Below are 26,353 nucleotides of genomic sequence, written 5' to 3'. Positions count from 1 at the left end.
GCGATCTTGCCGGATGGCGACATCTGTGGCCAGATGTTGCCAACTGGAGACCTGTTCATGTCCGGTCATCTCATCATCGTGAAAGCAGCGCTCGACCCGGATGCAGGTGTCTGGTTCGTCGAGGCGAGCGATGTCCCAGGCCTTAACGCCGAATCCAACACGCTCGAAGCGCTGATCGAGCAGTTGCCTGGTCTCGTCGCCGACCTCCTCGAGGAAGCGGACTTCCTCGCCGATCGCGACAACCCGACACGCGAGTATTCGATCGAAGTGGTCGCCCATGCGACCACGCGGGTGCGGCTGAGCACGGCTGCATGAACGACTACGGCAAGCCGCTTCGATCGATCCTGATCGCAAACGGCTGCTGGTTCGTTCGACATGGACGCGGCGATCACGACATCTGGCGAAGTCCGAAGTCGGACCTGCCATTTACCGTGCCGGTATCCATCCGATCCCGCCATACCGCCAACAAGATCCTGAAGGACGCAGGCCTTCCGAAGGCGTTCTGAGACATTCGGCTTCCTCGGCCGGCCCTTGAATCATGGGTGTGGCGCGTCAGCCCTGCTGCTCGATGCGAAGCAGGATCGCGTCAATCGGATCGGGCCGGTCGATTGGATGATGCACGGCCTCTGCGTGCGTCGACCTCTCCCTGAGGGAGGGGTGCAAAAAGGTGCTTCGCCGCCAGCGTGGCATGCGCCCGCCCGCCCGGGATCAGATGACCGAAACATCCTTCAGCCGCGACAGCACCGCGCGGTTGACCAGCCGGTCGACGAGGATCTCGCGCCGGCTGAACCAGTTCACGATATTCTCCGCCCCCATCAACGCGATGCGCTCCATGGTCGCTGCCGTCTCGGCGGCGATGTGCGGGGTGATGATCGTGTTGGGCGCCGTCAGCAGCGGATTGCCCGCCGCCGGCGGCTCGACCGCCAGCGTATCGAGCGCCGCGCCGCCGAGGCGCCCGTCGACGAGAGCTTCGGCAATATCGGCCTCGTTCAGCAGCCCGCCGCGCGCCGTATTGACCAGGAGCGCACCCGGCTTCATCCGGGAGATCGTGTTGCGATCGAAGAAGCCGCGATTGTTGGCATCCATCGGGCAGTGCAGGCTGACGATGTCGCTTTCGGCCAGAAGCTGGTCCAACGGCATGACGGCAAAGCCGGCCTGAGCCGACGCGGCAGCGCCGGGCCTGCCGGAGGCGATGACCCGCATGCCCAGCGCACGGGCCATCTCGCCGACGCGCCGACCGATGCGGCCAAGCCCGACAATGCCCAGCGTCTGGCCGCGAAGCTCGGTCGCCCTGTAGGGGCCGCGATCCCAGATGCCGGCCTTCAGCCGCGCATCGAGGCGCACGACATCGCGCCGGATCGCCAGGATCAGGGCAATCGCCATTTCCGCCGTCGCATCGGCATTGGCGTCGCCGGCTGTCATCACAGGGATGTTGCGCTCGGTCGCGCCGGCGAGGTCGACGCTGTCGACCCCTGCCCCCATCTTGGAGATCAGCGCGAGACCCGGCGCGGCGTCGAGCACGGCGGCGTCGAGCGGCGGATTGGCCCGCACCAGGATGGCGTCGAACCGCCGGGCCGCGAGCGTCGCGATCATGCGCGCCCGATCGATCGGCCCGCTCATCGTCTCGATCCGCGCGCCGATCGGATCGAGGATCCGGGATGCCGGCTCCAGCAGATCATCGCCCGTCATCAGGACGTGGATGGGCGATGTCATGACGTCGATCCTATCTGCGTGAGGCAGGGAGCCGTATCCGGCCCCGGGAAGCTACCGCTTCTTCGCCTTGTGCTCGAACGGGTTCTCGCCCTTGCGCAGCTGCAGGCGCAGCGGCACGGCGGCGAGCTTGAAGTGTTCGCGGATGCCGTTCAGCAGATAGCGCGTATAGGCGTCCGGCAGCGCCTCGGGGCGCGAGCAGAAGGCGACGAAGGTCGGCGGGCGGGCCTTGGGCTGCGTCATGTAGCGGAGCTTGATGCGGCGGCCGGAGACGGCCGGCGGCGGATGATGCTCCAGCACGCTCGCGAGCCAGCGGTTCAGCGCCGCCGTCGGGATGCGGCGGTTCCAGGTCGCGTAGACCTTGAGCAGCTCGCCCATCAGCTTGTCGATGCCGGAACCGGTGAGACCCGAGAGCGGCACCAGCGGCACGCCGCGCACCTGCGGCAGCAGCCGCTCGGCCATCTCGCGCAGCTCCGCCATCTTCGCCTGGCGGTCCTCGACGAGGTCCCACTTGTTGAAGGCGATGATCAAGGCGCGGCCCTCGCGGGCGACCAGATCGGCGATCTGCAGGTCCTGCTTCTCGAACGGAATGGTGACGTCGAGCATCAGCACGACCACTTCGGCGAAGCGGATGGCGCGCAGCGAGTCGCCGACGGAGAGCTTCTCCAGTTTGGTCTCGACGCGCGCCTTCTTGCGCATGCCGGCGGTGTCGAACAGCTTGATGCGGCGGTCGTTCCAGGTCCAGTCGACCGAGATCGAGTCGCGCGTGATGCCGGCCTCGGGGCCGACCAGCAGGCGGTCCTCGCCCAGCATGGTGTTGATCAGCGTCGACTTGCCGGCATTCGGGCGGCCGACGATCGCGACCTTGATCGGCTTCGTCAGGTCGAGCGGCGCTTCGATTTCCTCGCCTGTCTCGGGATCGACCGGCAGCGGCGCGTCGAAATCGTCGTCTTCGTCGTCGAGCTCGTCCTCTTCCCGCTCGAACGGCAGCAGCGCCGCGAACAGGTCGGCCATGCCCTCGCCATGCTCGGCGGAAAGCGCGATCGGCTCGCCAAGGCCGAGTGAATAGGCTTCCAGCACGCCGTTCTCGCCGAGCTTGCCCTCGGCCTTGTTGGCGACCAGCACGACCGGCTTGCCGACGCGGCGCAGCAGCTCGGCGAAATACTCGTCGACCGGCGTCACGCCGACCCGGGCGTCGATCAGGAACAGCGAGACATCCGCCTCCTCGATCGCCATCTCGGTCTGGGCGCGCATGCGGCCCTCGAGGCTCTCGGGATCGGCGTCTTCGAGGCCGGCCGTGTCGATGATCGTGAAATAGAGGTCGCCGATCCTGGCCTCGCCCGGACGGCGGTCGCGCGTCACGCCCGGCGTGTCGTCGACGAGCGCGATCTTCTGGCCGACGAGGCGGTTGAAGAGGGTCGACTTGCCGACATTGGGACGGCCGATGATGGCGACGGTGAAGGTCATGATGGGTAGGGCCTCAAATGGCGACGGGAAGCCGCGGCGGCCGCGACTTCCCGAAAGACTGCCACGTCGAGGTTCCGGCTAACACGCCCCGCGTGGCCCCGGAACGACGAAAACGGTTGGTACGGCGAGCGGATCCGCTCGGCCGGAGATCAGCTCTTGGCCGGAGCCGGCGCCGCGCCGATCTTGGAACGGATCAGATCCTGCATCAGCTGAGCGCGGCTGCGCATCGACTGCGGCGTCTCCGGATCGTCCTGGATCGACTGGAAATAGCCGCGCGCCGCCTCGAGGTCGCCCTTCTGCCAGGCGGTGAGGCCGAGCAGCTCGCGAGCACTATGACGCCAGGGATTGCCGACTTCGGCGAGATCGCCGACGCGGCTCTTCATGCCGGCGAGATCGGACGTATCGACGACCAGCATCGCCGCGCGAAGCCGCGCCATCGACTTCAGGAGCGGCGGCGTATCGGCCTTGGCGGCGATCGCGTCGAACGCCTTCACGGCGTCGTCGGTCTTCTTGGTGGCGGCGAGTTCGGCAGCCGCCCGGAAGCTCGCGAGCACGGGATAGCCGCCCGAACCGGTCGCCGCGATGTCGTTCAGCGCCGCGATCGCCTCGTCATGCTTGCTTTCGCTGGCGAGCTTCAGCGCGGCGACGAAACGGTCGCCCTCGGCGGCCGCCTGCTGCTCGCGCCAATATTCCCAGCCACGCCAGCCGCCGACGCCGATGACGATCAGCACCGCAACCAGAAGAACATAAGGTCCGAAGCGAGCCCAGAGACGCTTCGCCTTCTCGCGGCGAAGGTCGTCTTCCACTTCGTGAAAAATATCGGTCATTCTCTTCTTTCCGGCTCCGGTCAGCGGCGCGCACCATAACGAAGCGCCCCTCAGCTGGCAAATCGATGATCGCCGTCAACCAGGAGAATATCGGCTCGCCGCCGCGCCCGAAACATCACCGTGGCATCGGGAGCGGACGCGCACACCGGCCGGGCCTGCGTGCGGTCCCCAAAACCCGGGCCGGCGGCCTGGAATCAGGCCTTCTTGGTATAGACCTGCTCCGGCGACGGGAAGGTGCGCGCCTTGACCTCGTCGGCATAGGCGGAGATCGCTTCCTCGATCATGCCGCCGAGATTGCCGAACTTCTTGACGAATTTCGGCACGCGCGGCGACAGGCCCAGCATGTCCTCGAGCACCAGGATCTGCCCGTCGCAATCCGGCGAGGCGCCGATGCCGATGGTCGGTACGGCGACCGCGCGCGTGATGTCGCGCGCGACCGGCTCGATCACGCCCTCGACGACGATGGCAAACGCGCCGGCTTCCGCGATCGCCTTGGCGTCGGCCATCACCGCCGCCGCGCTCTCGTCGTTCTTGCCCTGCACCTTGAAGCCGCCCATCGTGTTGATCGACTGCGGCGTCAGGCCGATATGGCCCATGACCGGAATGCCGCGCTTGGTCAGGAAGCTGACCGTCTCGGCCATGTGCACGCCGCCTTCCATCTTGATGGCGCCGCAGCCGGTCTCCTTCATGATCCGCGAGGCCGAGCGGAAGGCCGCCTGCGGGCTCTCCTCATAGGAGCCGAACGGCATGTCGACGACGACGAGCGCCCGCTTGGAGCCGCGCATCACCGCGAGCCCCTGCAGGATCATCATGTCGAGGGTGACGGGAACCGTGCTCTCGAGCCCGTGCATGACCATGCCGAGCGAATCGCCGACCAGGATGAAGTCGACATACGAATCCATGATCGCCGCCGTATGGGCGTGATAGGCCGTCAGCGAGACGATCGGCGTGCCACCCTTGCGGCTGCCGATATCGATCGCCGTCAAACGGCGGGTCTGGGCCACGACGGACATCCATGCTCTCCTTTGGCGCGAAAGCGTTTCCTGCGGATCGGGGCGAACGACAAATGGTTCGCGCCCACGCGGATCCCCTGGAAAGAGCATCCGGCCGGGTGTTGCTAGCACGGTTCGCCGGCTCATTCGACCGTTCCCGACATGCCGACATCCCCCATGGCTGCAACCCTGCCCCTGCAACCATGCATGGGCTGGATCAAGTGAACGGGATTACCGGTTGTTCAGGATTTCCTGTTACCCTTACGGAAGGATGATCGGATATTCGAGGAGCCAGACGAGCATGCCCCCGCCCTTCGCCCCAACCCGCCCCCTCGCGATGTTCGCCCTGTCCGTGGCCCTTGGCGTCGCCGCCCTCGCCGCCGCCCCGCCGCAAGCCGCGAAGGCCGACGTCGTCGCCCGCGTCAATCTCTCGTCGCAGCAGATGATCGTCTATGTCGATGGCCGGGCGCGCTATGGCTGGGACGTCTCGACAGCAAGGAAGGGCTACCGCACGCCCGTCGGCAGCTACCGGCCGACGCGCATGCACCGGATGTGGTACTCGCGCAAATACGATGATGCGCCCATGCCCAACTCGGTCTTCTTCCATGGCGGCTATGCCATCCACGGCACCCCGCATGTCCGTTCGCTCGGCCGGCCGGCCTCGCATGGCTGCATCCGCCTGGCGCCCGAGAATGCCCGCCGGCTCTACCAGCTGATCGCCGAGCGCGGCATGAAAAATGCGCGCGTCGTGATCACACGCTGAGAAAATCGTAACCCGGACCCGCTTGGCGTGACGATGATCACTGACAGCGTTTCGGACGGGCGCTAAGACATATCGACGGTTGTGCTTTCCGGCACGACCGAGTCCCACACCGAGTCCTACCCTAAGCCCCCACACTGAGCCCCACTTGGGAACCCGCCGCCATGACCGCCCGCCCTGTCGTCCGCTCCTTGGGCCGCCTCGTCGCCCCGCTTGCCTTCGCCGCGCTGATCACCCTGCCGCAGCTCGCCTCCGCCAATTCGCTGTTCCCGGCGCCGGCCGGCGTCCGCGCCACGGTGAACCTCTCGAAGCAGCAGATGGACGTCGTGGTCAACCGCGGCAATGGCGTCAAGGAAACCTACAGCTGGAAGGTTTCGACCGGCCGCAAGGGCTTTGAAACACCGCCAGGCCAGTTCCGTCCCGACTATCTCGACGAGATGCACTATTCGTCGAAATACGAGAACGCGCCGATGCCCTATTCCGTCTTCTTCAATGACGGCATCGCGGTTCACGCGACGAGCGAGACCCGGCATCTCGGCCGCCCCGCCTCGCATGGCTGCGTCCGCCTCGACAAGGCGAATGCCGAGGTGTTCTTCAAGGCCGTCCACGAGATCGGCATGATGCGCACGGCGATCATCGTCGAGAAATAATGCCGGCCCCGGGCCGGGGCCGGATCGACCCCTGCGTCAGTGCTTGGTCATCGGCGGCATGAACGCGTAGGGCCGCGCCTCCAGCAGCTTCCAGCTGTTGCCCTGCTTGCGGACGAGCGCGACCAGATGGATCTGGAACGGCTGTCCGCCGGCCGCCTCGATGCCGCTGATCTCGTGCAACGCATCGACGAAGGCGACATCGCCGAGCGGCCGCACCGCTTCGATCGTGAAGTGGCTTTGCGTGCCCTTCAGGATCGAGGCCATGTCGGCCGCGAGCACGCGCTGGACACCGGTTATGCCGGAACCGGTCAATCCGCTCGGGCTGATCACATTGGCGTCGTCGGTAAAGTACGTCGCCGCCTCCCGCGCGTCGCCGCGATCCATGCAGGCGCCGATCCCGTCGAGCAGGGGCTGGATCTCGTCCGCGAGCTTGCGGATCACCGGGTTCATTGCGGGATGGGTATGAACGCCTTGTTGCGTGGCCATGATACGCTCCTCCTACTCGCCGGGTCCTGGCGACCCGGCGACGGAGCATAGAACGGCCACGCCAGCTAGGGAGCGCACATCTGCGCGAGGCGGCCCGCTAGGAGACGCGGTTGCCCTCGCGCCAGACGCTGCGCACCACCGGCACGCCATCGCCGGCGCGAACCCGGACGAGATCGGCGCGAAGGCCCGGGCGGATCGCGCCGCGATCGTCGAGCCCGACCGCCTCGGCCGGCGCCCGCGTGACCAGGCGCACCGCCTGCGGCAGGCTGATCGACGGCACCAGGCCCGGCAGCGCGAAGACGGCGACCATCAGGCTGAACGGCACATAGTCCGACGACAGGATGTCGAGCTGTCCGGCCTCGGCCAGCACGACGGCCGAGACATTGCCGGAATGCGAGCCGCCACGCACCAGATTGGGCGCGCCCATCAGCACCTGGATATCGGCGGCGCGCGACGCGGCGGCGGCTTCGATCGTGGTCGGGAACTCGGCGATGGAAACGCCGTCGGAAGCTGCCTCCTCGACATGCGCTGATGTTGCGTCGTCATGGCTCGCCACCGCGATGGCGCGCGGATGGCAGAGATCGACGATCTCGCGGCGATGCCGGGCGGAGAACTCGTCCGCCTGCGCGATGCGCTTCGCGGCGAACGCCTCATAGGCGGCGTCCGACATGCCCATCTTGCCCTGGTAAAAGGCGCGATAGCTGTCGAGGCTGGCGAACTGGCGCTGGCCGGGTGAATGGTCCATCAGCGAGACGAGGCGCACCGGCAGCACGTCGAGGAAACCGGCTAGACCATCGAGGACGTCGGGCGCCGACACTTCGCAGCGCAGATGCAGCAAGTGATCGGCGCGCAGCCGCTCCTCCCGCTTCGCCTGCTCGATGGCGTCGGCCAGCATCTGCATCTCGGCCGTCGAGGTGCGCGCGTCCTCGTCCATGCCGACCCGCAGCGCATCGAACACCGTGGTGATGCCGGCGCCGGCGACCTGTGCGTCATGCGACTGCACCGCCGCGATCGGGTTCCAGCGCACGCCGGGACGCGGCGCATAGTGGTTCTCGAGATGGTCGGTATGCAGCTCGACGAAGCCGGGCACGAGGTAATCGCCGCCCAGATCCTCGCCATGGCGCGTCGCGCTGCTGTCGAAATCGGCGATCTTGCCGTCGCGCACCAGCAGGCTGCCCTCGACGGCCTCGTCTTCCAGCACGATCCGGGCGTTGGTGAAGATCTGCTCGGCCATCAGCGCGCGCCTCCGGCCAGCGTCGCGACATGATGCACGACGAAAGGCGCGCCGCGCTCCGGCTCGATGAAGATCGCCAGGCGGTCGAGCACGAAGGGCTTGCCGTCGAAATCGGCGAAGTGACGCTTCAATTCCGTCGCCATCGGCTCCGCGTCGTCCTTCGGAACCCGGCCGGTCAACGACATGTGATAGCGGAACGCATCGAACACATAGGGGTAGCCCCAGCGGATGAGGTTCGTCTCCTCGTCGAGTGTCAGCCCGGCGGCGCGGCGCCGGGCGATGTCGGCTTCCGAAAGCGGCGCGCGGAAGGGCTCGAAATCGGCGACGACCCGACCGGCCAGCGCGTCCAGCGCCTCGACGCGCTCGTTGGGCACGAGCGCGAAGAAGCGGCCGAGCCGCCGGATCACCAGCTCCGGAACCGTCACCGGCGCCGCACCGGCCGCGAAGGCGTCGAGCGTCGCGATCAGCGCAGCCTCGCTCTGGCCCTCGGCCAGCGTGAACGGCGCCTTCAGCGTGCCGTGAAAGCCGTAGCGGCCCGGATCCGCCAGATAGGCCTCGATCGTGCCGCCAGAGAAGCCGTTGACCTCCGGCAGCGGATGATCCTCGCCGCTGAAGGCGTCGCGGCCGAGCCAGCGGGCCGCGGCGAGCGACAGGGGATGTTCGGCGGATGGCGTGGCATAGATGGCGTAGCGCAAGATGATCTCGACGGTTTGGCGTCCGAATCGTGGGGCGCGTCAGTTTAACCCGGCGCGGATGGCGGAACGGAGACATTGCGCATTTCCGGCAATCCCATGACGCGGCCGGGCGGCGTCGCAGGCGGCCATGTCGCGGTTGTATTTCACGCTCCGGCAACGATATTCCGTATATATCGCAGATCGTACGGTCGTTCGATTGAATGAGGATCCATGATGAGCCTGTCCAAAACCGCCCTCGGTATCGTCGCCCTGGCGCTTCTCGCCGCGCCGGCCGTGTTTTCGGCGTCGCCCGCGGCGGCGACGAGCGCCAACAGCTTCCCCACGAGCGGGATTGAGTCCGGCCCGCTGCCCGACTGGAAGGTCTTCGGCTTCGACCTTTCGACTGTCCCCGACGACACCGCGTCGCTCGCCGCCTTCAAGGCATCGCTCGATCCGACAACGCAGCTCGGCATCCGCAACCGCTGCCGCCAGGACATTGCCCTGAACCCGTTCCGCTACTCGCCGAAGGTGCGCGACTTCTGCTGGGCGCGCTGATCAAGGGCGTTTGGTACGATCCTGTCGGGTAGAACTCGACCATCATCCTGAGGTGCCCGGCGAAGCCGGGCCTCGAAGGAGGGTCCAGAGAAACTCCCAGGCTGCAGACTGCGGGTCGGATTTCGACGGACTTCGTCCGCAAACAGAAGTACTCCGCTGGAGCCTCCTTCGAGGCTTCGCTCCGCGAAGCACCTCAGGACGAGGTCGGAGCTGGTCCAGAGGGCTCGAGGTTTGGACAACAGGCCCTGCTACCCCAGGCCTAATTTCGAATTATGGCCCGGTTCTCAGACGGCCTGAACGGAAATCAGCCGGTCGAGCTGCGTCAGGAGTTCCGTGCGAGCCGTCGGCTCGCGCAGTCCGCGCGGGCCGTAGATATGCTTCGACAGGAAATGCCCGGTCAGGCGGAACGCATCGCGCAGCTCCTCCGGCGCGCCGTTCGACGGTCCGCCGGTCAGGAACGGCGCGAGCGGCAACAACCGCTCCTCATAGCCCGCCGCCCCTGCCCGGCTGACGGCCCGGCCGGATTTCGGCGAGACATAGAGCAGCTCCTCCCGCGCGCCGGTGGCGGCGCAGGTCGATAGATCCAGCCCGTAGCCCAGTTCCTCGAGCAGGATCAGCTCGAACCGGGCGATGAAGGTGGCGAAATCGAACCATTGCGGCTGCTCCGCCGCGGCGACCGCATCGAGCACCGCCTCGACCGCGCCGTGGAGGGCCGGATGCGGCTCGCGCTCGGCGAGCAGGCGAAGGTGGCCGGTCAGCGTCTGCAGCGCGAAAAGCGTGCCGGAATCGCCGATCAGCCGCGCGGCGCGGCTCGTCACCGGCTCGATCGTGAAGATGCCGAGATGCTCGTCGAGACGGGCGCGCCAGATCGCCTGCACTGTATTGCCCGGCTGCAGCACCGGCGCCAGCCGGCGCGAACGGCCGCCGCGCACCAGGCCGAGATGCCGGCCGCGCCCGGCCGTCATCAGCTCGAGAACGACGCTCGTCTCGCCATGCTGCCGTACGCCCAGTACCAGGCCCTGATCGGTCCATTCCATCCGGGCATTCTAAAGCGCGGGACAAAGGCCGTCACCCGCGCAGAACGGTCGAACAACGCGGGTCCCCACGCCCGCAGTGATGGACAGGATATCCGGCACCCCGCAAGCGGCCACACAACAAGCCGCTCGATGAGCACCTACCGGCGTGCAGGCGCTCGACTTTCAACAGCCAAAAACGAAAAAGCCCGGCGGATCGCTCCGCCGGGCCTTCGATAGCTAAGCTAACCCTGGGATTACCAGGAGCGCTTCAGGAACAGGTTGAACGTCCAACCGCTGCCGTCACGATCGCCAACGGGGACGTTGGCGCTCGGGTTGCCGAGGTTCGGATTGTCGTTCTTGACCTTGACGTCCGTGTAGAAGACGTCGCCGACGATGTCGAGACCCTTGACCGGCGTGTAGGCGGTGGTGAAGCCAGCGCGCCAGGCGTCGACGTCGCCGCCATCGAGTTCATCACGGCCGCTGAAGTTGGCATAGCCGCCCGAGAGCGACGACCACAGCTGCGGGGTCCAAACGTGCTTGTACGAAGCCAGCGCGCTCCAGCTGGTGCCCGGCGCCGACGCGAAGTCATAGCTCAGGACCGGACCGACGAAGCCGGACACCGAGGTGCCGCCGGCAAGACCGGTGTAGGAGTTGGCGTTGTCGCCGTAGGCAGCCGACACGAAGAAGCGGTCGCCAGCCGAGAAGTTGTCGAGCGCGATCTCGAGACCGCCGCCGACGGCCCAGCCGTCCTTAGCGTCGATGGTAAACGGATCGGCAGGAGTGCCGGCGCGGCTGTAGTCGATGCTGACTGCCTGATGGGTCCAGGCAGCGGCGACCTTGGCCGAGAAGATGCCCGAAGCGTAGGTGACGGCACCGACGATATCCGGGATGTTGTCCTGACCGCCCGAGTAGTTATCGATAAGCGGGAAGTTGGGATCCAGCGGACCATTGACCTGGCCGAAGGCGTTGCGATCACGCGCGTCTTCCACCGAGACCGCCAGACCGAAGCCGTTGACGGCATAGGTCAGCTGGATGTGATCGGTGGTCGAGTCCGAACCGAACATGCCGGTGTCGTTGTAACCGCGGCCGAAATCGAACAGCGAGGTGAAGTAACCAGCCTTGAGCGGTCCGAGCTCAAGGTAGGCGCTGTCGACGTAGGCGGAGTTTGTCGCCGAGTTGATATAGTCGGTGACGTCGCCCGTGCCGCGGACGTTGCCGGTCTTGGCGCGGTAGTCGATGAAGCCGGTCAGGTTACCGTATTCGGTGACCGACGAAGCCGTCAGCTGGATCGAAGCTTCCGTGTAGAAGTTGCCCCAGTTGCTGTTCGTGTAGATGTTGTTGAACGTGCCAACGAAGGGCGCGCCCGAACGATCACCGAAGGAGGTACCGAACTTCAGGTAGCCGCCGACCTTGATGCAGGTGTCCGTGCCCGGCGAATAGAAGAAGCCCGTGCCGAAAGCGTCGCAGACCTTCACGTAGTCGACCGGCTCGGCGACCGTGAGATCCGCCGCCTGAGCGCCGCCAGCCATGATCATGGCTGCTGCAGAGCCGAGGAGAAGGGTCTTAAAGTTCATATCCTGACCTCCAAAAAGGTAAAACCAGGAGAGTATTTCATTCTTCTCGTCGCTGCCGAGTAGACCCGTTAGGATCACCCCTTCTCGTCAGCTCGTTCGAAGTCCGTCCTAATCCCCGTTCAGCCGCTTCTACTTTTGTTGGCCCCCACCCCAGGGTGGCCGGTAGTTGCGACCGGAATCTCATCTCGTGATTCCGTGTCTCAGATCATAGCGAAAGCGTGATCGGGCGCTATGACAGAAATGCAACACCGAATGTCTTCCGTGTGACGGTTGTGGTTAAGTTTCTGGTAATAGATGGGGCAAGGCCGGTTAACGCAACGCGCTGAAAATAAACGACTTTCGGTTCCTCTCCGGCATTCCTGCCCGAACGCGGTCGCGCAAGGCGAGCTATCTTCGCCGCTGTTGCCTCTCCGCACACCCGCCATCCGGGCGCCGGATTCGCGCCCGAATCCTCGGACCGCATTGCGGCCGGCCTGCGCCGTTTCGCGCGCGGGGGATCCGCCTGAATCCGATACCCCTTGGCGGCCCTGATGGACTAAGGTCGCCCGTCAACGCCACAACAAGGAATACCGCCTGCCATGACCGCCCTCGACAGACACGCCATTCTCGAGCGGCTGCGCTCGGTCGAAGGTCCGGACGGCAACGGGGACATCGTCAGCCTCGGCCTCGTCTCGGACATTCTCATCAATGGCGGCAAGGTGATGTTCTCGATCACCGTCGACGCGGCGCGCGCGCATGAGCTGGAGCCGCTGCGCGAGAAGGCCGCCGCCGCCGTGCGCGGGCTCGAGGGCGTCGAGAGCACGCTCGTCATCCTGACGGCCGAGCGGAAAGCCGGCGCCCCCGCGCCGCAACCGCCCCGCCCGGCGGCGCACGCGCATACGCATGAATCGCCCGCCGCCCACCCGCCGCGCCCGACGCCGGCCCGGCCGACCTCCTCCGCCAAGCCCGGAATTCCCGGCGTCGGCGCGATCATCGCCGTCGCTTCCGGCAAGGGCGGCGTCGGCAAGTCGACCACCGCGGTCAACATCGCGCTCGGCCTTCTCGCCAACGGGCTCAAGGTCGGCCTGCTCGACGCCGATATCTACGGTCCGTCCGTGCCGCGCCTGCTCGGCCTTTCCGGCCGGCCCGAAGCGATCGAGGGCAGGACGCTGAAGCCGATGGAGGCCTACGGGCTGAAGACGATGTCGATGGGCTTCCTCGTCGAGGAAGAGACGCCGATGATCTGGCGCGGGCCGATGGTGATGTCGGCGATCACGCAGATGCTGCGCGAGGTCGCCTGGGCGCCGCTCGACGTGCTGGTCGTCGACATGCCGCCCGGCACCGGCGACGCGCAATTGACCATGGCGCAGCAGGTGCCGCTCGCCGGCGCCGTCATCGTCTCGACACCGCAGGACCTGGCGCTGATCGATGCGCGCAAGGGCCTCGCCATGTTCCGCAAGGTCGACGTGCCGGTGCTCGGCATCGTCGAGAACATGAGCTATTTCATCGCCCCCGACACCGGCGCCCGCTACGACATCTTCGGCCATGGCGGCGCCAAGCGCGAAGCCGAGCGGCTCGGCGTGCCGTTCCTCGGCGAAGTGCCGCTCGAAATGGTGATCCGCGAGACCTCGGACAGCGGCAGGCCGGTCGTCGCTACGGCGCCGGAAGGCCCGCATGCCCGCGTCTACAAGGACATCGCCGCGAAGATCTGGGCGAATGTCTCGGGCGGCTCCGGCGCAAGGCAGGCGCCCAGCATCGTCATCGAGTAGGGCGAGTCCCGCTTCAGAAAATCGGGCCGTCCGGATCTTTCCGGACGGCCTTTCGGCATGTCCGCCGCTTCGCGCCGCGCTAAGCCGAGCCGCGCGCTCAGAAATCGCTGACGATATTGGCGTAGCCGCCATACCAGATCGGCGCGTCACCGCTGAGGATCGACCTCATGCCTGCGCCCGGCACGGACGCGCTGATGCCGGTCGCCAGATAGGTGCTGGGCGTGATCGCGCGGATATATTCGAGATAGACGTCGTCCGCGAGGTGGCGCTCGGTCACGCCGGCGACCGGGTCGGAGACGCCGTTGGCGAATTCGAGCCGCGTCGCCTGGCCGAACTGGATCGGGCTCTGCAGCTGGTTGGCGTCGATATAGGCATAGCGAAACGTGAGCGTGTCGCGCGGCGTCGGCTGGACGCTCAAGCTGAGCTGATGCGCGTTGACGTTCGAGTTGATGAAGACCATCGAAGACTTCGAGCCCGTAGACCAGGCGCTCGGCGTGCCCTGGTAGTAGAGTGGATCGAAGCGCTCGAGCGCGGGCGTCGAGGGGTCGTCGCCGGAAAAGGTCTGATAGGTGTAAGTCAGAACCGGGGTCCAGCCGAGGCTGGCGAACGTATAGCCGATCTGGGCCCTGCCGCCCCAGGCCCGCATGTCGATGCGCTCGTTCCACTCATAGGCGAAATCGCCGCTGACGAAGAGATTTTCGAGCTTGCCCTCGAAGGGCAAGGCGCGGCCATAGAGATTGACGAACTTCAGACCGTCGCGGCCATCGGAAAGGATCGTGGGAACCCCGATCCCGCCGGGCGCCGCCTTGGGATAGGGCGCCGTCGACGTCGGGACGTAGCCGATCGTGGCGCCGGCGTAGGTGTCCGAGGGGCCATCATAGCGGAAATCGCCGCCGACGATCTGCGTGTTGGTCGGATTGCGCGGCAGTTCGTTGGGCTCGATATAGAACCCCGTCGCCGTGAACCCGTTGAAGCCAAACCGGGCGAGCGCCGCCCTCTCCCAGGCGTCGCGCGGGCCAAGTTTCAAGGCACCGCGCTCGAAGCCGTTGGCGCCGCCATTGGCGATCAGCATGCCGGTGCCGGCCTTGTAGTCGCGCGGACCGAGCGAGACGTCGAACCAGGGCACCGCGCCACTCGTATCCCGCGAGCGGAGGCCGAGATAGCCGTCCTCGAGGGTGATGCGTCCCGTGCCTCCCACGTCGAAGGCATCGATTCCAAGCGTCCCCGAAGCCACCATCGAAACCTTGCCATAGGCCGTCAACGCGTCGCCGATCTCCTTGGAAAAGCTGAGGCCGGGCATGACATAGCCCTCGAGCCAGTCGGTGTTCGCGTCGAAGCCGACGGCTGGCGCGACCGTCTCGGCGAGATTCCAGAACAGATTGCGCTCGAAGACGGCGTTGCCGCCGATCTGCAGATGGGCGCGGACCTCGAAGCCGTCGGCGTCGAACAGAACCAGCCGGTCTGCCGCCAACGCGCCCTGGACCGGCAACAGGACACCGATGACACCACCCAATCGTCGAAATGCGAGAATGAGGCGGTGCATTTCACCTGATGCTATTGAGGGCGCAGCCTTACCGATAGGCGATCGAATGATTCCCTTACTACTCCATGAAAGCAGATGGCCGACGGCTCGACCAGCCATCCTACGCGGTCGGCAGCCCCTTCAGCGCGGCAAACGGGATCAGCGGGATCGTCTTGGCGTCGCAGAGGCGGCCGTCGTCGACCCTGGCGAACGCCTCGGCCGCCCGGATCGGATCCGGGCGGCTTCTCGATTGGCGTCATACGCCGACGGTGAAGCGGCGGTGCTTGTGTTTGCGCGCTTCCGCCTCGTCGAGAACAGCGACGGCGAGATCGCCGATCGAGATATGCGCCGTGCCCGTCGCCGGATCGACGACCGGATTGTCGCCGCCGAGGCGGTAGCGGCCGGTGCGCGGCGTGTCGTGTTCCAGGAAGGCGGCCGGCGACAGGAAGGTCCAGTCGAGTTCGGTTTCCTTGCGGATCTCGTTCAGGCCGTCGCGGGCCGCGAGCGCGCCGGGCTTCCAGGTCTCCGGGAATTCCGGCAGGTCGACCGCCTGCACGCCCGGCGCCACTTCGAGGCTGCCGGCGCCGCCGACGACGAGCAGCGGCAGGCCGGCCTTCTTCACGCCGGCGACGATCGCCGCCGCGCCAAGCAGATACTCGTTATAGATATCCGGATTGGTCCAGCCGGGATTGTAGGCGCTGACGACATAGTCGTAGCCGGCGACCAGCGCGGCGACCCGGTCGGCGTCGCGCACGTCGCCCACGATCCGGGTCAGGCCCGGCGCCTCGGCGAGCTTTTCCGGATGGCGGGCGATCGCGCCCACCTGATGGCCGCGCGCCAGCGCTTCCGCGACCACGGCCGAGCCCACGAAGCCCGTCGCACCGATGACTGCGATCTTCATTCTTGAAGTCCTTTTCCTGGAACGGCGAACGATCCCGCCTGCCCTTGCCGCATCCGCGCGGTTACGATCCGTAACTAGGCGCTTGACTTGCATCCGGGAAGGACGCATCTCCCCTGAACCAGGGCACAGCGAGGGAACCACCTCGCCGCCAGAAGGAAGCCGAACCATGAACGAAATGGCGGAAGCGCGGGATTTCATCGCTGCGTCGCCGGCGGCGGGAAAGGCGATTGGAGCGCCGCTGGTGAACGGTCCGTTCGCCGGCATGACGGTGCTTCCCGCCGAGGAATGCCCCGTCCGCGACGTGCTGGACCGACTGGGCGATGCCTGGAGCTATCTGACCGTGCTGCAGCTGACGACGGGACCGCAGCGCTTCAACGCGCTGAAGCGCGCCGTCGCCGGCATTTCGCAGCGCATGCTGACGGTGACGCTGCGCAGCCTGGAGCGCGACGGCCTGGTCAGCCGGCAGGTCTTCCCGACCACGCCGCCGCAGGTCGAATACGCGCTGACCGAACTCGGCCATTCGCTGGCCGAGCCGATGAAGGTGCTGACCGGCTGGGCGAGCGCGCATCACGAGGCGATCCGCGCCAGCCGCCGGGATTATGACGCCGCCGGGAAGTCCTGAGGCGTCGCCGGTCCGGGCCGCGCTACGACCCGCCCTTCAGCAGGCCCTTCAGCGCCGCGTACTGGATCAACATGATCGTCTTGGCGTCGCAGATACGGCCGTCGTCGACCATGGCGAGCGCCTCGTCGAAGGCAAGCTCCAGCACCTCGATGTCCTCGCCCTCGTCGACATGGCCGCCGCCATCGCCGATGCGGTCGCCGGGCTGGTAGCGGGCGACGAAGAGGTGCAGCTGCTCGACGACGCTGCCGGGCGACATGAACGAAACCATGACGCGGCGCGGCGCCTCGAGCTGGACGCCCAGTTCCTCCTCGGCTTCCTTCCGGATGCAGGTGACGGGATCGTCGGCGTCGAGCAGGCCGGCGCAGGCCTCGATCAACGGCTCCTCATGGCCGCGCACAAAGGCCGGATAGCGGAACTGGCGGATCAGCAGGATCGTGCCGCGATCCGGATCGTAGGGAAGCACCGCCGCGCCGTCACCGCGGTCATAGGTCTCGCGGACCTGTTCCTGCCAGGTGCCGTCCGAGCGGCGATAGTCGAAGACGTTCTTGTGCAGCCGGCCCCAATTGTCGGAGAGCAATACGCGTTCGCGCTCCCGGACCCGGTCCTTCCAATCGCTCATCTGAGATCTTTCCTGCCTGTCAGCCCGCCGGGCTTCCCGCCCGGACAAAGCGCGTCACGACACCAGACGCCTTATAAGTAGCGAAAGCGCCGCTTCATAGGCCGCACGATCGCCGCCGGCGTCGAGCGCGAGCGCGGCCCGGTCGAAGGCGGCCGAGAGCAGGTCGCCGAGCGCCTCCGCTTCTTCCGCGACGCCGAGCGCGGCGAGCCCTTCCCGGAGCGTGCGCGCCGCATGCGCCTCGTCGAGCGCGCGCGTCTCGGCGAGGCCGAGCACGGCCGGCGCCTCGATCAGCAGCAGCCGCGTCCGGCCCGGCGCGGCCATGGCGTCGAGATAGGCGCGACTGCCGGCAAGGAGCGCGTCGAGCGGCTTTTCGACCTCGGGCGTTGAGGCCTCGATCCCAACCACCACGGCCCTCGCCTCCTCCTCCGCCACCGCCCGGAACAGGTCCCGCTTGTCGCGAAAATGGTGATAGAGCGCGCCGCGCGTGATGCCGGCCGCCGCGACGATTTCCGGCGTCGCCGTCTCTGCATAGCCCTTGTCGACGAACAGCGCGCGCGCCGCCGCGATCAGCGCGGCGCGGGTCTTCTCGGTGCGGTCCTGGTTGCTGCGCGGCGATTGCATACATACAGCCTGTATGTTAATGAAAAGAAACATGCAGACTGTATGTGAAATCCCGGAGCGTGGAAAGCCATGAAGACCCCAATGAAGATCACCAGCTTCTATCCCGTCGTCATGACGCGCGACGTCGCCGGCACGGCGGCGTTCTATACGGCGCATTTCGGCCTCGCGGCGCTGTTCGAGAGCGACTGGTACGTGCATCTGCAATCGGCCGGCGATCCCACCGTCAACCTCGCCATCCTCGACGGCTCGCACGAGACGATCCCCGAAACCGGGCGCGGCGCGGTCGCCGGCCTGCTGCTCAATTTCGAGGTCGTGAATGTCGATGCGGAGTACGCGCGGCTCACCGCCGCCGGTCTGCCGATGCGGCTCGAGCTCCGCGACGAGGCGTTCGGCCAGCGCCATTTCATCACCGCCGATCCGAACGGCGTGCTGATCGACGTGATCACGCCGATCCCGCCCAGCGCCGAATTCGCATCTGCCTACGCGGAAGGCGCCTTGCCCGGCTCAGCCTGAACCCGGCGCGATCCCGGTCGAGAGCGCCATTTCGCGCGTGAGCCAGTCATGGAAGAGCCGCACCTTGCGGTTCTTCCGCTTCGCCTCCGTCGTCACGAACCAGTAGGCGAGATCCGTCTTCGCCTCCGTCGCGAAGGGACGCACGAGACGCCCCGTGTCGAGCGCGTCCTGCACCACCATCTGCCAGGCCAGCATCACCCCCTGCCCCGAAATCGTCGCCTCCAGCGCCAGGATCGGATCCGTGAAGGACGGTCCCGCGAGCTTCGGCATCGGCGCGCCGGCGGCCTCGAACCACGCCGCCCATTCGACCATCGTGCCCTCGTCGGCAACAACGGGCACGTGGCCGAGATCGGCCGGCTCGCGCAGTGGGTCGCGCCAGAGCGGCGCGCAGACGGGGAAGAAGGGCTGCGGCAGCAGTTTTTCGGCCGCGACGCCGGGCCAATCGCCGCGCCCGAGCCGGATCGCGCAGTCGACATCGCTGCGCGCCAGGTCGACAACGGTGGTCGACGCGACGAAGCGGATCTCGATATCCGGGTTTTCACGCGTGAAGCGGCCGAGGCGCTGCACCAGCCAGCGCGCCGCGAAGGTCGGCGCCGTGGTGATGGTCAGCGTGCCGCGCCGGTCGCCCTCCATCACCGACACGGCCTCAGCGACCTGCCGGAAGCCGGCCGAGAGCAGCGGCAGCGCCGCCTCCAGCGCCGGGGTCGGGACGAGGCCGCGCGGCGTCCGCTCGAACAGCAGCACGCCCAGCCGCGCCTCGGCGCGGCGGATATGCTGGCTGACCGCGCCCGAGGTCACGCCAAGTTCATCGGCCGCGATCGCGAGTGTGCCGCTACGGGCGACGATTTCTATAGCGCGGAGCGCGTTAAGCGGGACTTTGAAGGGATCGGCCATGCAGTTTTTCTAAAGTGTGACCGAGATCATGTCGATACCGCCTCGATCGGTTTAGGACCATGCTTCCTCGACGTCAGCCGAGGAGATGAACCATGACGATCTACAGGCTTCTCAGGGCCATCGTCGATTGGGCGGCCGAGCCGATTCCGGTCGCCGACAACGAGAATGAATTTCCGGAGTCCACACTCTGGACACGAAGCCTGCGTGAACTGGCTGACCTGCCGATCGGCCCCGAGCCGATCGAGGCGCAGCCGGACGAAGAGCCGGAACGACGCAGCCGCTGCGCCTAAGCGCAGCGGCGGTTAGAGGAGACATGACAATGACCAGCCGGGCCAAGACCCCGAACGCCGCCGACCTCCGCGAAGAGGCACTGCGCAGCCAGTACAAGGCGCTCAACCGCTCGCTCGCCGCAGCCCTGCTGCACGCGCGCCCGACGCCGCAGCGGCAGATGACGATGTCGACGCCATCCGCGCGCGACACAGAGATGGAATAGGCCGGGTTTCGGCAGGAATACGGCTGCTGCCTCTCCCTTGAGAAGCGCTTCGCGGCCGCCAACCCGGCTGAATGGATCCGGGTCGGGCCATAGATGACGGCGAGCGGGTGGCCAAGTGTGAGCCAAGGCGTCGAACGCGTCTGCCACCGTTAGAGCTCAACTGGATTCCCACACTCCGCCGTCATCCCTGCGAAAGCAGGGATCCATGCAGCCGCGGAACCGGGAGGTTCGCGCGGCCATCAACCCGGCTGAATGGATCCCGGGTCAAGCCCGGGATGACGGCGAGCGGGTGGCTAGTTTGTGCCAAGGCGTCGAACGCGTCTGCCACCGATAGAGCTCAACTGGATTCCCACCCTCCGTCGTCATCCCTGCGGAAGCAGGGATCCATGCAGCCGCGCAACCGGGAGGTTCGCGCGGCTATCAACCCGGCTGAATGGATCCCGGGTCAGGCCCGGGATGATGGCGAGCGGGTGGCCAATCGAAATCCTCCGCCATCATCCTGAGGTGCTTCGCGACAGCGAAGCCTCGAAGGAGGGTCCAGCCGGCGCTCCGGCTTGCAGGCAGGGTCTGGCGATATCCCCGCGATCAAATCAGGAGTTCCCTGGACCCTCCTTCGAGGCCCGGCTTTGCCGGGCACCTCAGGATGATGGTCGAGTTCTTGGAAACGCGGTGTCAGAGAGCGGTATCGGCGACCGAGCCAGGACCACCGCCCCCTCACCGACGCAGGCGGTCCCCCTCTCCCGCGTGCGGGAGAGGGTCGGGGTGAGGGTCTACTAACGACCGCTCAGCCCTTGTCGAGCCAGGCGACCTGCTCGGGCGACAGCTGGATGTCGAGGGCGGAGAGGCTGTCCTCGAGTTCGGCCAGTGTGCGCGGGCCGATCAGCGGCACCACCGGGAAGGGCTGCGCCAGCACATAGGCGAGCGCGACGTGGATCGGGTCGCGGCCGAGCTTCTTGGCCAGCTCGATCGCCCGGTCGCGGCGGCCAAAATTCTTCTCCGAGTACCAGACGCGCACGATCTCCTCGTCGTCGCGCTTGTCGCGGCCGGCGCGGTCGGTGAAGAAGCCCCGGCCCTGGCTCGACCAGGCGAAGTTCGGGATCTGCCGCTCGTCGAGCCACGCCTTCCACACATCGTCCGAGGCGGCGACGCAGCCGGCCCAGATCGGATCGAGCATCTCGGCCAGCGAGAAGTTGTTGGAAAGCGCGCCCGGCTTCTGCTTGCCGTTGGCCTCGGCATAGGCGATCGCCGCGTCCATGCGCTCGCGCGTCCAGTTCGAGCCGCCATAGGGACCGCGGATGCGGCCGGCCTTCACCTCGGCGTCCATCGCATCGACGAACTCGCCGACCGGCACGTCCGGATTGTCACGATGCATGAAGTAGAGGTCGACACGATCGGTCTGCAGCCGGTCGAGCGATTCCGTCAGCTGCTTGCCGATGACATCGGGATAGACGAGCGGCGAGTGCGCACCCTTGCCGATGACGACGGATTCATTGCGAACGCCCCGGCTCGTCAGCCAGTCGCCGAGGATCTTTTCCGTCTTGCCGCCGGCATAGATGTAGGCCGTGTCGAACAGATTGCCGCCCGCCTCGTGGAAGGCGTCGAGCAGCACCGAGGCCGAGGCGAAATCCGGGAAGAACTCGAAGCCGAGCGCCGCCACCGAGGTCGGCTGGTTGACGCCGGCGATCTGCCGCTTCGGGATCGATTTTTCGCCGCGCGCAAGCTTGGCGCCGGTGATGGTGGTGGTCTTGCGCGCCGGCGTCTCGATGTCGAAGACGAGGCCGACGCCCGCGCGCCACTTGTCGAGCGTTCGGAGATTGCCGAGCGTATCGGCCCAGCTCATGCCGGGCGACGCCAGCTCCTGCTTGCCGGCGCGGATCGCCTCGCTGGCCGCGTCGACCTCGAAGGAATAGAGCCAGCCGGGCTCGGCCACCTCGATCGCCTCGACATTGCCGTCGGGCCGCACGATGCGGATCGTGCCGGTGCCGCCTTCCTTGCCGCCGGCGAACCAGAAGTCGGCGACCTCGATGCGGCCCTTGGTGCCGAGGATGCGCAGCACATTGTCCTGCGCCAGCGACACGCTGCAGGAGACCTCGGCGATAATGTCGTTCGGGAAGGTCAGGATCGCCGCCGCCCATTCGTCGACGCCGGATTTGCCGAGATGCGCCGCGCCCTGCACTTCCACCGGATCGAGGAAGGGCTTGCCGGAGGCGGCGCCGGCGATCAGCCGCGCCATCGAGACCGGATAGCAGCCGACGTCGAGGATGCCGCCGCCGGCGAGGTCGTTGGCATAGAGCCGGTGCGCGGGATCGAAGCCCGGCATGGCGAAGCCGAAGCTCGACTTGATGGCCCGCACTTCGCCGATCGCGCCCTCGGCGACCAGGTCATAGAGCCGCTTGGTCTGCGGATGCAGGCGGTACATGAAGGCCTCGCCCGCGAAGGTGCCGGCCTTCCTGTGCGCGTGGAAGATCGCCTCCGCCTCGAAGGCGGTGAGCCCCAGCGGCTTCTCGACGAGCACGTGCTTGCCGGCCTCGGCCGCCTTGATCGCCCATTCTGCGTGGCCTGGATGCGGCGTCGCGATGTAGACGGCCTCGACCTCGGGGTCGTCGAGCAGCGCCTGGTAGCCGTCAAGAATGCGGGCGCCGGGAAAATCCTCGGCGAGGCCGGGCTTGGCCGGATTGCGGCTGCCGATCGCAACCAGGCGGCCGTTGCGCGAATGGCTCAGCCCGTCGCGAAACGCCTTGGCGATGCCGCCCGGCCCGATGATGCCCCAGCGAACCGGGTCCTGGCTCTTGTCCTCGGTGGTCATGTCACTCACTCCCATTGTCGTTCATCCGGCGCGGCGGCCATGAGCCGCCATCCTCCCGCCGGGGTTCACCTCCGCCTCAGGCCTCCGGCCAGGGGCCGTGAAAGGCAAAATCGCGCACGGCGCGGCGCTCGCGCCCGCCGAGCTCGCGCTCGCGGTCCCGCTCCGGCAGGATGTCCGGATCACCGGGAAAACCGATGCCGATGCCGGTGCAGGGCTCATAGCCCTCCGGGACATGGGCGGCGGCGATCACCTCGTCGCTCTCGAAGCCGCCGAAGGGATGCACGGCGAGGCCGTTGGCGGTCGCCTGCAGCAACAGATAGCCGAGCGCGATGCCGGTATCGTGACGATTGTGCCAGAGCGCGCGGCCGCTGTCGGAATGGGTCCTGGCGATCGCATAGGCGAGCACCGAGCAGCGCCGCACCCAGGGCCGGTTGCCCTCGACGGCGCAGTCGACCAGCGTGTCGAAGAACGGCTCGCCGCGAAAGGCGTAGACGAAGCGCCAGGGCTGGGTGTTGCTCGACGAAGGCGCCCAGCGCGCGGCCTCGAACAGGGGCTTCAGATCCGCTTCCGTCAGCGTCTTTTCGGGATCGAAGGCGCGCGGGCTCCAGCGTTCGGCGATCACCGGCAGGATCGGCGCATCGGTCTCGGCGGGCTTCCTCATGAAAGGGGTCTCCATCGGCATGCGGGGCGTCTGCGGCGAGAGTCGCGCCGGCGACGGCGCCGATCCTAGAGGGGCGTGGGCCGCGCGTAAGCCCCCCGCTTGAGAAATATCAGCCTTGATGTTTGATCGGTTCCGCAGGGGCGAAGCAGATTCGCCGGGAGGAGCAGTTTCGATGAAGACCGTACTCGCCTATGGCGATTCCAACACCTGGGGCGCCGCCACCGTCGCCCGTCCCGACGATCGCTACGGGCGCGACGAGCGCTGGCCGGGCATCGCGCAGAACGAGCTCGGCGCCGACTGGCTGGTGATCGAGGAAGGGCTTCCCGGCCGCACCACCGTGCACTCCGACCCCGTCGAGGGCGAGTACATGAACGGCAAGACCTACCTCCTGCCCTGCCTTCGCTCGCACCGGCCGCTCGACGTCGTCGTCATCATGCTGGGCACCAACGACCTCAAGGCGCGCTTCAACGTGCCGGCGGAGGATATCGCCAAGGGCGTCGGCGAGCTGATCAAGGTGATCAAGCAGGCCGAGGCCGGCAACAATTCCGGCGTGCCGAAGATCCTCGTCGTAGCGCCGGCGCCCATCCTCGACCATACCGGCGAGAAGCCGGAATACACGCCGATGCTGGCCGGCGGCCTCGCCAAGTCGCAGGCCTTCGCGACGCTCTACGCGGCAATCGCCAGGGAGCACGGCGCGGCGTTCCTCGACGCGGGACAGCATATCCGCTCCAGCGCCTATGACGGCATCCATCTCGATCCCGACGCGCATGTCACGCTCGGCAAGGCGATCGCGGCGGCGGTCAAAGCGCTCGCCTGATCTCAAGCGAAGAGCCGGCGGTCAGGCGCGCTGCAGCGATCCGGCCGCCTGTTCGTCGTCGTCGTCCGACCGTGCCAGAAGCTCGGTGACGGCCTCGGCCGCCATCGGGCGGGCGAAGTAATAGCCCTGCAGATGCGAGCAGCCGGCGGCTCGCATGATCTCGACATCGGCCTTGGTCTCCAGGCCCTCCGCCGTCACCTTCAGGTCGAGCGCCAGCCCCAGCGCGATCGTCGCCTCGCAGAGCCGGCGCGTTTCCGGGTCGACCGAGACGCCGTGGACCAGCGAGCGATCGATCTTCAATTTGTCGAAGGCGAAGCGCCTCAAATATCCGATCGACGAATAGCCGGTGCCGAAATCGTCCAGCGCGACGCTGATGCCGTGAATGCGCAGCAGCGCGACGATGTTCTGGGCGCGGTCGGGATAGGTGACGAGGCTGGTCTCCGTCATCTCGATCTCGAGCCGCGACGGCGGCAGGCCGGTCTCGGCGAGGATCGTGGCGAGGATCCGGTCGAAGCCGGGATTGCGGAACTGCACCGGCGACACGTTGACGGCGAGGCCGACCTCCGGCCACGCCACGGCGTCCCGGCAGGCATGGCGCAGGACCCAGGTGCCGAGCTCGTCCATCAGCCCCATTTCCTCGGCGACGGAGACGAACAGGTCCGGCGCAACCAGGCCGCGCACCGGGTGATGCCAGCGCAGCAGCGCCTCCACCAGCGCCGGGCGCATGGTCACGGCGTCGTAGATCGGCTGGTAGACGAGCTGAAGCGCATTGTGCTTGAGCGCGAGCCGCAATTCGTCGGCGATCACGCGGCGCTCGATCTTGTCGGTGTCGATCGACCGGTCATAGAGCGCGACGCGGCTGCGACCGAGTTCCTTCGCCTGGTACATCGCGACATCGGCGCGGCGCAGCAGCTCTTCCGCCGTCATCCCGCCCTCCCCGGCAAAGGCGATGCCGACGCTGGTGCCGATCGTCAGCACGCGGCCGTCGATGTTGAGTGGCGCCTGCAGGAACTGGACGAGCCGGTTGGCGATCTCCTCGGCGGCGGCCACGGTGTCGGAGCTGTCGAGCACGAGCGCGAACTCGTCGCCGCCTACGCGGGCCAAGAGCCCCCGCTGACCGCAGATGGCCTTGAACCCGCGCGCGACGCGCTCCAGCAGCCGGTCGCCCGTATCATGGCCATAGGAGTCGTTCACCTCCTTGAAGCCGTCGAGATCCAGGAAGATCACCGCGAGCGGCTGCGTCCCGTTGCGGCGGACGGCGATATCGAGCCCCTTGGTCAGCGCGGCCCGGTTCGGCAGGCCGGTCAGGCTGTCGTGATGGGCGTCATGGATCGCCTGGCGCTCGCGCCGGCGCGCCGAAACCAGATTGGCGTAGCCGATGCCGAGCAGGAAAAGGATGGTCGTGCCGATCAGGCCGAGCGTGACATAGGCGACGGGCGCCACCCGCCCATAGGCCTCGTTGCCGGGGCTGCGCTCCTGCCAGGTCAGCGCGCCGATCGACTTGCCGGTCGGATCGATCAGCGGCACCCGCTGGCCGGCGAAGTTCGGATCGAAGCTGAGCGACATGCCCTCGATGGCAAAATCGTTCCCCAGGTGACGAATCGACCGATCATCGAGCGTGTGCGCGAGCACCAGCAGGCGCGGCTTCCCGCGCGCCCGCGCAACCGTGCTGCTGGTCGGATAGATCGAACCGACGACGACCGCCGTGATGGCGCCGGAGCGGTCCTTCATGAGGCCGGCCTTGGCGTCGTATTCCGTGTAGTTCCGCGCCAGCGCGGTCAGCATCACCTGCAGCGGCGAGCCGAACTCCTCCAGCGGGCCGCGCGGCGCGACGCCGCCGCGGCGATAGGCGAAGACGTGCTGCCCGTTCTCGTCCAGCAGATAGGCGGAATCGAAGAACACCGCCGAGCGGGTGGATTCCTTGAAGTTCCGCGTGGCGAACTCGGTATCGACGGTGTTGTAGAGCTTGATCGCGGCGTCGTCCCAGACGGCGTAGTCGCCATGCACGTCGCGCATCTGCTTCAGGAGCGCCGCCAGCGAGGCGGAGGCGGAACGCTCCGTCGCGGCGGCGTCGATCTGGTCGACCTCGCCGGCCATTTCCTGCAGGGCGACGATCATGAAGACGATCGATCCCGCCAGCACAAGAAGAACCGGCAGGGCGATACGCAACGCAAATCTGAACGTCGATCGC

General features: G+C 67.0%; 28 protein-coding genes. 11 read left to right on the top strand and 17 right to left on the bottom strand.

What is annotated here, in order from left to right; translation table 11 throughout:
* Positions 1 to 57: 57 nt before the first annotated feature.
* Together K32_RS07485 and K32_RS07480 are read left to right on the top strand one after the other, a co-directional pair.
* Entirely contained in the window at positions 58 to 315 is a 258-nt protein-coding gene (locus K32_RS07485) for a DUF1902 domain-containing protein (protein WP_201403417.1), read from the top strand.
* The gene (locus tag K32_RS07480) at positions 312 to 506 is read left to right on the top strand and encodes a type II toxin-antitoxin system HicA family toxin (RefSeq protein ID WP_201403416.1); all 195 of its coding nucleotides are present in this window, start codon (positions 312 to 314) and stop codon (positions 504 to 506) included. Before K32_RS07485 ends, K32_RS07480 begins: the two co-directional genes overlap by 4 nt.
* A gap of 202 nt (positions 507 to 708) precedes the next feature.
* Here K32_RS07480 and K32_RS07475 read toward each other — a convergent pair whose 3' ends face one another.
* The 4 genes from K32_RS07475 to panB all read right to left on the bottom strand — a co-directional run bounded on the left by K32_RS07475 (position 709) and on the right by panB (position 5,017).
* On the bottom strand, positions 709 to 1,713 hold the full coding sequence (locus K32_RS07475; RefSeq protein ID WP_201403415.1) for an NAD(P)-dependent oxidoreductase: 1,005 nt from the start codon (positions 1,711 to 1,713) through the stop codon (positions 709 to 711).
* 51 nt (positions 1,714 to 1,764) lie between these two features.
* Positions 1,765 to 3,177 (bottom strand): ribosome biogenesis GTPase Der, encoded by a 1,413-nt coding sequence (gene der / locus K32_RS07470; protein WP_201403414.1) that lies wholly within the window; start codon positions 3,175 to 3,177, stop codon positions 1,765 to 1,767.
* A 149-nt stretch (positions 3,178 to 3,326) separates the two neighbouring features.
* Positions 3,327 to 4,004 carry a tetratricopeptide repeat protein gene (locus K32_RS07465; protein ID WP_201403413.1) on the bottom strand — a complete coding sequence of 226 codons (678 nt, stop codon included), beginning with the start codon at positions 4,002 to 4,004 and terminating at the stop codon, positions 3,327 to 3,329.
* A gap of 194 nt (positions 4,005 to 4,198) precedes the next feature.
* Positions 4,199 to 5,017 carry a 3-methyl-2-oxobutanoate hydroxymethyltransferase gene (panB, locus tag K32_RS07460; protein WP_201403412.1) on the bottom strand — a complete coding sequence of 273 codons (819 nt, stop codon included), beginning with the start codon at positions 5,015 to 5,017 and terminating at the stop codon, positions 4,199 to 4,201.
* 280 nt (positions 5,018 to 5,297) lie between these two features.
* On the opposite strand from panB, the gene K32_RS07455 reads away from it, so the two are divergent.
* A complete protein-coding gene (locus K32_RS07455) occupies positions 5,298 to 5,759 on the top strand; it encodes a L,D-transpeptidase (protein ID WP_371812976.1) in 462 nt (153 codons plus the stop codon).
* Between the two features lie 161 nt (positions 5,760 to 5,920).
* Positions 5,921 to 6,406 (top strand): L,D-transpeptidase, encoded by a 486-nt coding sequence (locus K32_RS07450; RefSeq protein WP_201403411.1) that lies wholly within the window; start codon positions 5,921 to 5,923, stop codon positions 6,404 to 6,406.
* A gap of 36 nt (positions 6,407 to 6,442) precedes the next feature.
* Here the strand turns inward: K32_RS07450 and K32_RS07445 are convergent, their stop codons facing one another.
* The 3 genes from K32_RS07445 to K32_RS07435 form a co-directional block, all read right to left on the bottom strand.
* The gene (locus tag K32_RS07445) at positions 6,443 to 6,892 is read right to left on the bottom strand and encodes a nuclear transport factor 2 family protein (RefSeq protein ID WP_201403410.1); all 450 of its coding nucleotides are present in this window, start codon (positions 6,890 to 6,892) and stop codon (positions 6,443 to 6,445) included.
* 97 nt (positions 6,893 to 6,989) lie between these two features.
* Entirely contained in the window at positions 6,990 to 8,126 is a 1,137-nt protein-coding gene (locus K32_RS07440; protein WP_201403409.1) for an alpha-D-ribose 1-methylphosphonate 5-triphosphate diphosphatase, read from the bottom strand.
* On the bottom strand, positions 8,126 to 8,821 hold the full coding sequence (locus tag K32_RS07435; RefSeq protein ID WP_201403408.1) for a DUF1045 domain-containing protein: 696 nt from the start codon (positions 8,819 to 8,821) through the stop codon (positions 8,126 to 8,128). Before K32_RS07435 ends, K32_RS07440 begins: the two co-directional genes overlap by 1 nt.
* Positions 8,822 to 9,034: 213 nt before the next feature.
* On the opposite strand from K32_RS07435, the gene K32_RS07430 reads away from it, so the two are divergent.
* Positions 9,035 to 9,355, top strand: coding sequence for a hypothetical protein (locus K32_RS07430; RefSeq protein WP_201403407.1), 321 nt, complete (start codon positions 9,035 to 9,037; stop codon positions 9,353 to 9,355).
* 284 nt (positions 9,356 to 9,639) lie between these two features.
* Here the strand turns inward: K32_RS07430 and recO are convergent, their stop codons facing one another.
* Positions 9,640 to 10,392, bottom strand: coding sequence for a DNA repair protein RecO (gene recO, locus K32_RS07425; RefSeq protein ID WP_201403406.1), 753 nt, complete (start codon positions 10,390 to 10,392; stop codon positions 9,640 to 9,642).
* A gap of 233 nt (positions 10,393 to 10,625) precedes the next feature.
* Positions 10,626 to 11,945 (bottom strand): porin, encoded by a 1,320-nt coding sequence (locus tag K32_RS07420; protein ID WP_201403405.1) that lies wholly within the window; start codon positions 11,943 to 11,945, stop codon positions 10,626 to 10,628.
* Between the two features lie 578 nt (positions 11,946 to 12,523).
* Here K32_RS07420 and K32_RS07415 point away from each other — a divergent pair.
* On the top strand, positions 12,524 to 13,693 hold the full coding sequence (locus K32_RS07415) for an Mrp/NBP35 family ATP-binding protein (RefSeq protein WP_201403404.1): 1,170 nt from the start codon (positions 12,524 to 12,526) through the stop codon (positions 13,691 to 13,693).
* 97 nt (positions 13,694 to 13,790) lie between these two features.
* Here K32_RS07415 and K32_RS07410 read toward each other — a convergent pair whose 3' ends face one another.
* Entirely contained in the window at positions 13,791 to 15,236 is a 1,446-nt protein-coding gene (locus K32_RS07410) for an alginate export family protein (protein ID WP_201403403.1), read from the bottom strand.
* Positions 15,237 to 15,471: 235 nt separating this feature from the next.
* Entirely contained in the window at positions 15,472 to 16,116 is a 645-nt protein-coding gene (locus K32_RS07405) for an NAD(P)-dependent oxidoreductase (protein WP_201403402.1), read from the bottom strand.
* Positions 16,117 to 16,282: 166 nt separating this feature from the next.
* Between K32_RS07405 and K32_RS07400 the strand changes: the two genes are divergently transcribed.
* Positions 16,283 to 16,738, top strand: a complete 456-nt coding sequence (locus K32_RS07400) for a helix-turn-helix domain-containing protein (protein WP_201403401.1) — start codon at positions 16,283 to 16,285, stop codon at positions 16,736 to 16,738.
* A 22-nt stretch (positions 16,739 to 16,760) separates the two neighbouring features.
* On the opposite strand, the gene K32_RS07395 is transcribed toward K32_RS07400, so the two are convergent.
* Positions 16,761 to 17,357: an NUDIX domain-containing protein gene (locus K32_RS07395; protein WP_201403400.1), complete on the bottom strand. Its 597-nt coding sequence runs from the start codon at positions 17,355 to 17,357 to the stop codon at positions 16,761 to 16,763.
* Positions 17,358 to 17,411: 54 nt separating this feature from the next.
* Positions 17,412 to 17,978, bottom strand: coding sequence for a TetR/AcrR family transcriptional regulator (locus tag K32_RS07390; RefSeq protein WP_201403399.1), 567 nt, complete (start codon positions 17,976 to 17,978; stop codon positions 17,412 to 17,414).
* Between the two features lie 81 nt (positions 17,979 to 18,059).
* Here K32_RS07390 and K32_RS07385 point away from each other — a divergent pair, with 81 nt between their 5' ends.
* Positions 18,060 to 18,491, top strand: a complete 432-nt coding sequence (locus tag K32_RS07385; protein WP_201404396.1) for a VOC family protein — start codon at positions 18,060 to 18,062, stop codon at positions 18,489 to 18,491.
* Here the strand turns inward: K32_RS07385 and K32_RS07380 are convergent.
* Positions 18,483 to 19,385: a LysR substrate-binding domain-containing protein gene (locus tag K32_RS07380; RefSeq protein WP_201403398.1), complete on the bottom strand. Its 903-nt coding sequence runs from the start codon at positions 19,383 to 19,385 to the stop codon at positions 18,483 to 18,485. The genes K32_RS07385 and K32_RS07380 overlap by 9 nt on opposite strands.
* 92 nt (positions 19,386 to 19,477) lie before the next feature.
* On the opposite strand from K32_RS07380, the gene K32_RS07375 reads away from it, so the two are divergent.
* Together K32_RS07375 and K32_RS07370 are read left to right on the top strand one after the other, a co-directional pair.
* Positions 19,478 to 19,675, top strand: a complete 198-nt coding sequence (locus K32_RS07375; protein WP_201403397.1) for a hypothetical protein — start codon at positions 19,478 to 19,480, stop codon at positions 19,673 to 19,675.
* Positions 19,676 to 19,698: 23 nt separating this feature from the next.
* Positions 19,699 to 19,878, top strand: a complete 180-nt coding sequence (locus tag K32_RS07370) for a hypothetical protein (RefSeq protein ID WP_201403396.1) — start codon at positions 19,699 to 19,701, stop codon at positions 19,876 to 19,878.
* Between the two features lie 784 nt (positions 19,879 to 20,662).
* Here the strand turns inward: K32_RS07370 and K32_RS07365 are convergent.
* Positions 20,663 to 22,684, bottom strand: a complete 2,022-nt coding sequence (locus K32_RS07365; protein WP_201403395.1) for an aldo/keto reductase — start codon at positions 22,682 to 22,684, stop codon at positions 20,663 to 20,665.
* A 76-nt stretch (positions 22,685 to 22,760) separates the two neighbouring features.
* Positions 22,761 to 23,345, bottom strand: coding sequence for a nitroreductase family protein (locus K32_RS07360; RefSeq protein ID WP_201403394.1), 585 nt, complete (start codon positions 23,343 to 23,345; stop codon positions 22,761 to 22,763).
* 172 nt (positions 23,346 to 23,517) lie between these two features.
* Here K32_RS07360 and K32_RS07355 point away from each other — a divergent pair, with 172 nt between their 5' ends.
* Positions 23,518 to 24,162, top strand: a complete 645-nt coding sequence (locus K32_RS07355; protein ID WP_201403393.1) for an SGNH/GDSL hydrolase family protein — start codon at positions 23,518 to 23,520, stop codon at positions 24,160 to 24,162.
* A 21-nt stretch (positions 24,163 to 24,183) separates the two neighbouring features.
* On the opposite strand, the gene K32_RS07350 is transcribed toward K32_RS07355, so the two are convergent.
* The gene (locus K32_RS07350; RefSeq protein ID WP_201403392.1) at positions 24,184 to 26,331 is read right to left on the bottom strand and encodes a bifunctional diguanylate cyclase/phosphodiesterase; all 2,148 of its coding nucleotides are present in this window, start codon (positions 26,329 to 26,331) and stop codon (positions 24,184 to 24,186) included.
* Between the last annotated feature and the right edge of the window lie 22 nt (positions 26,332 to 26,353).

The organism is Kaistia sp. 32K (assembly GCF_016629525.1).
In the GTDB taxonomy this organism is placed as follows: Bacteria; Pseudomonadota; Alphaproteobacteria; order Rhizobiales; family Kaistiaceae; genus Kaistia.
Note: the sequence above shows the minus strand (reverse complement) of the source record. Positions and strands in the feature narration are given on the sequence as shown.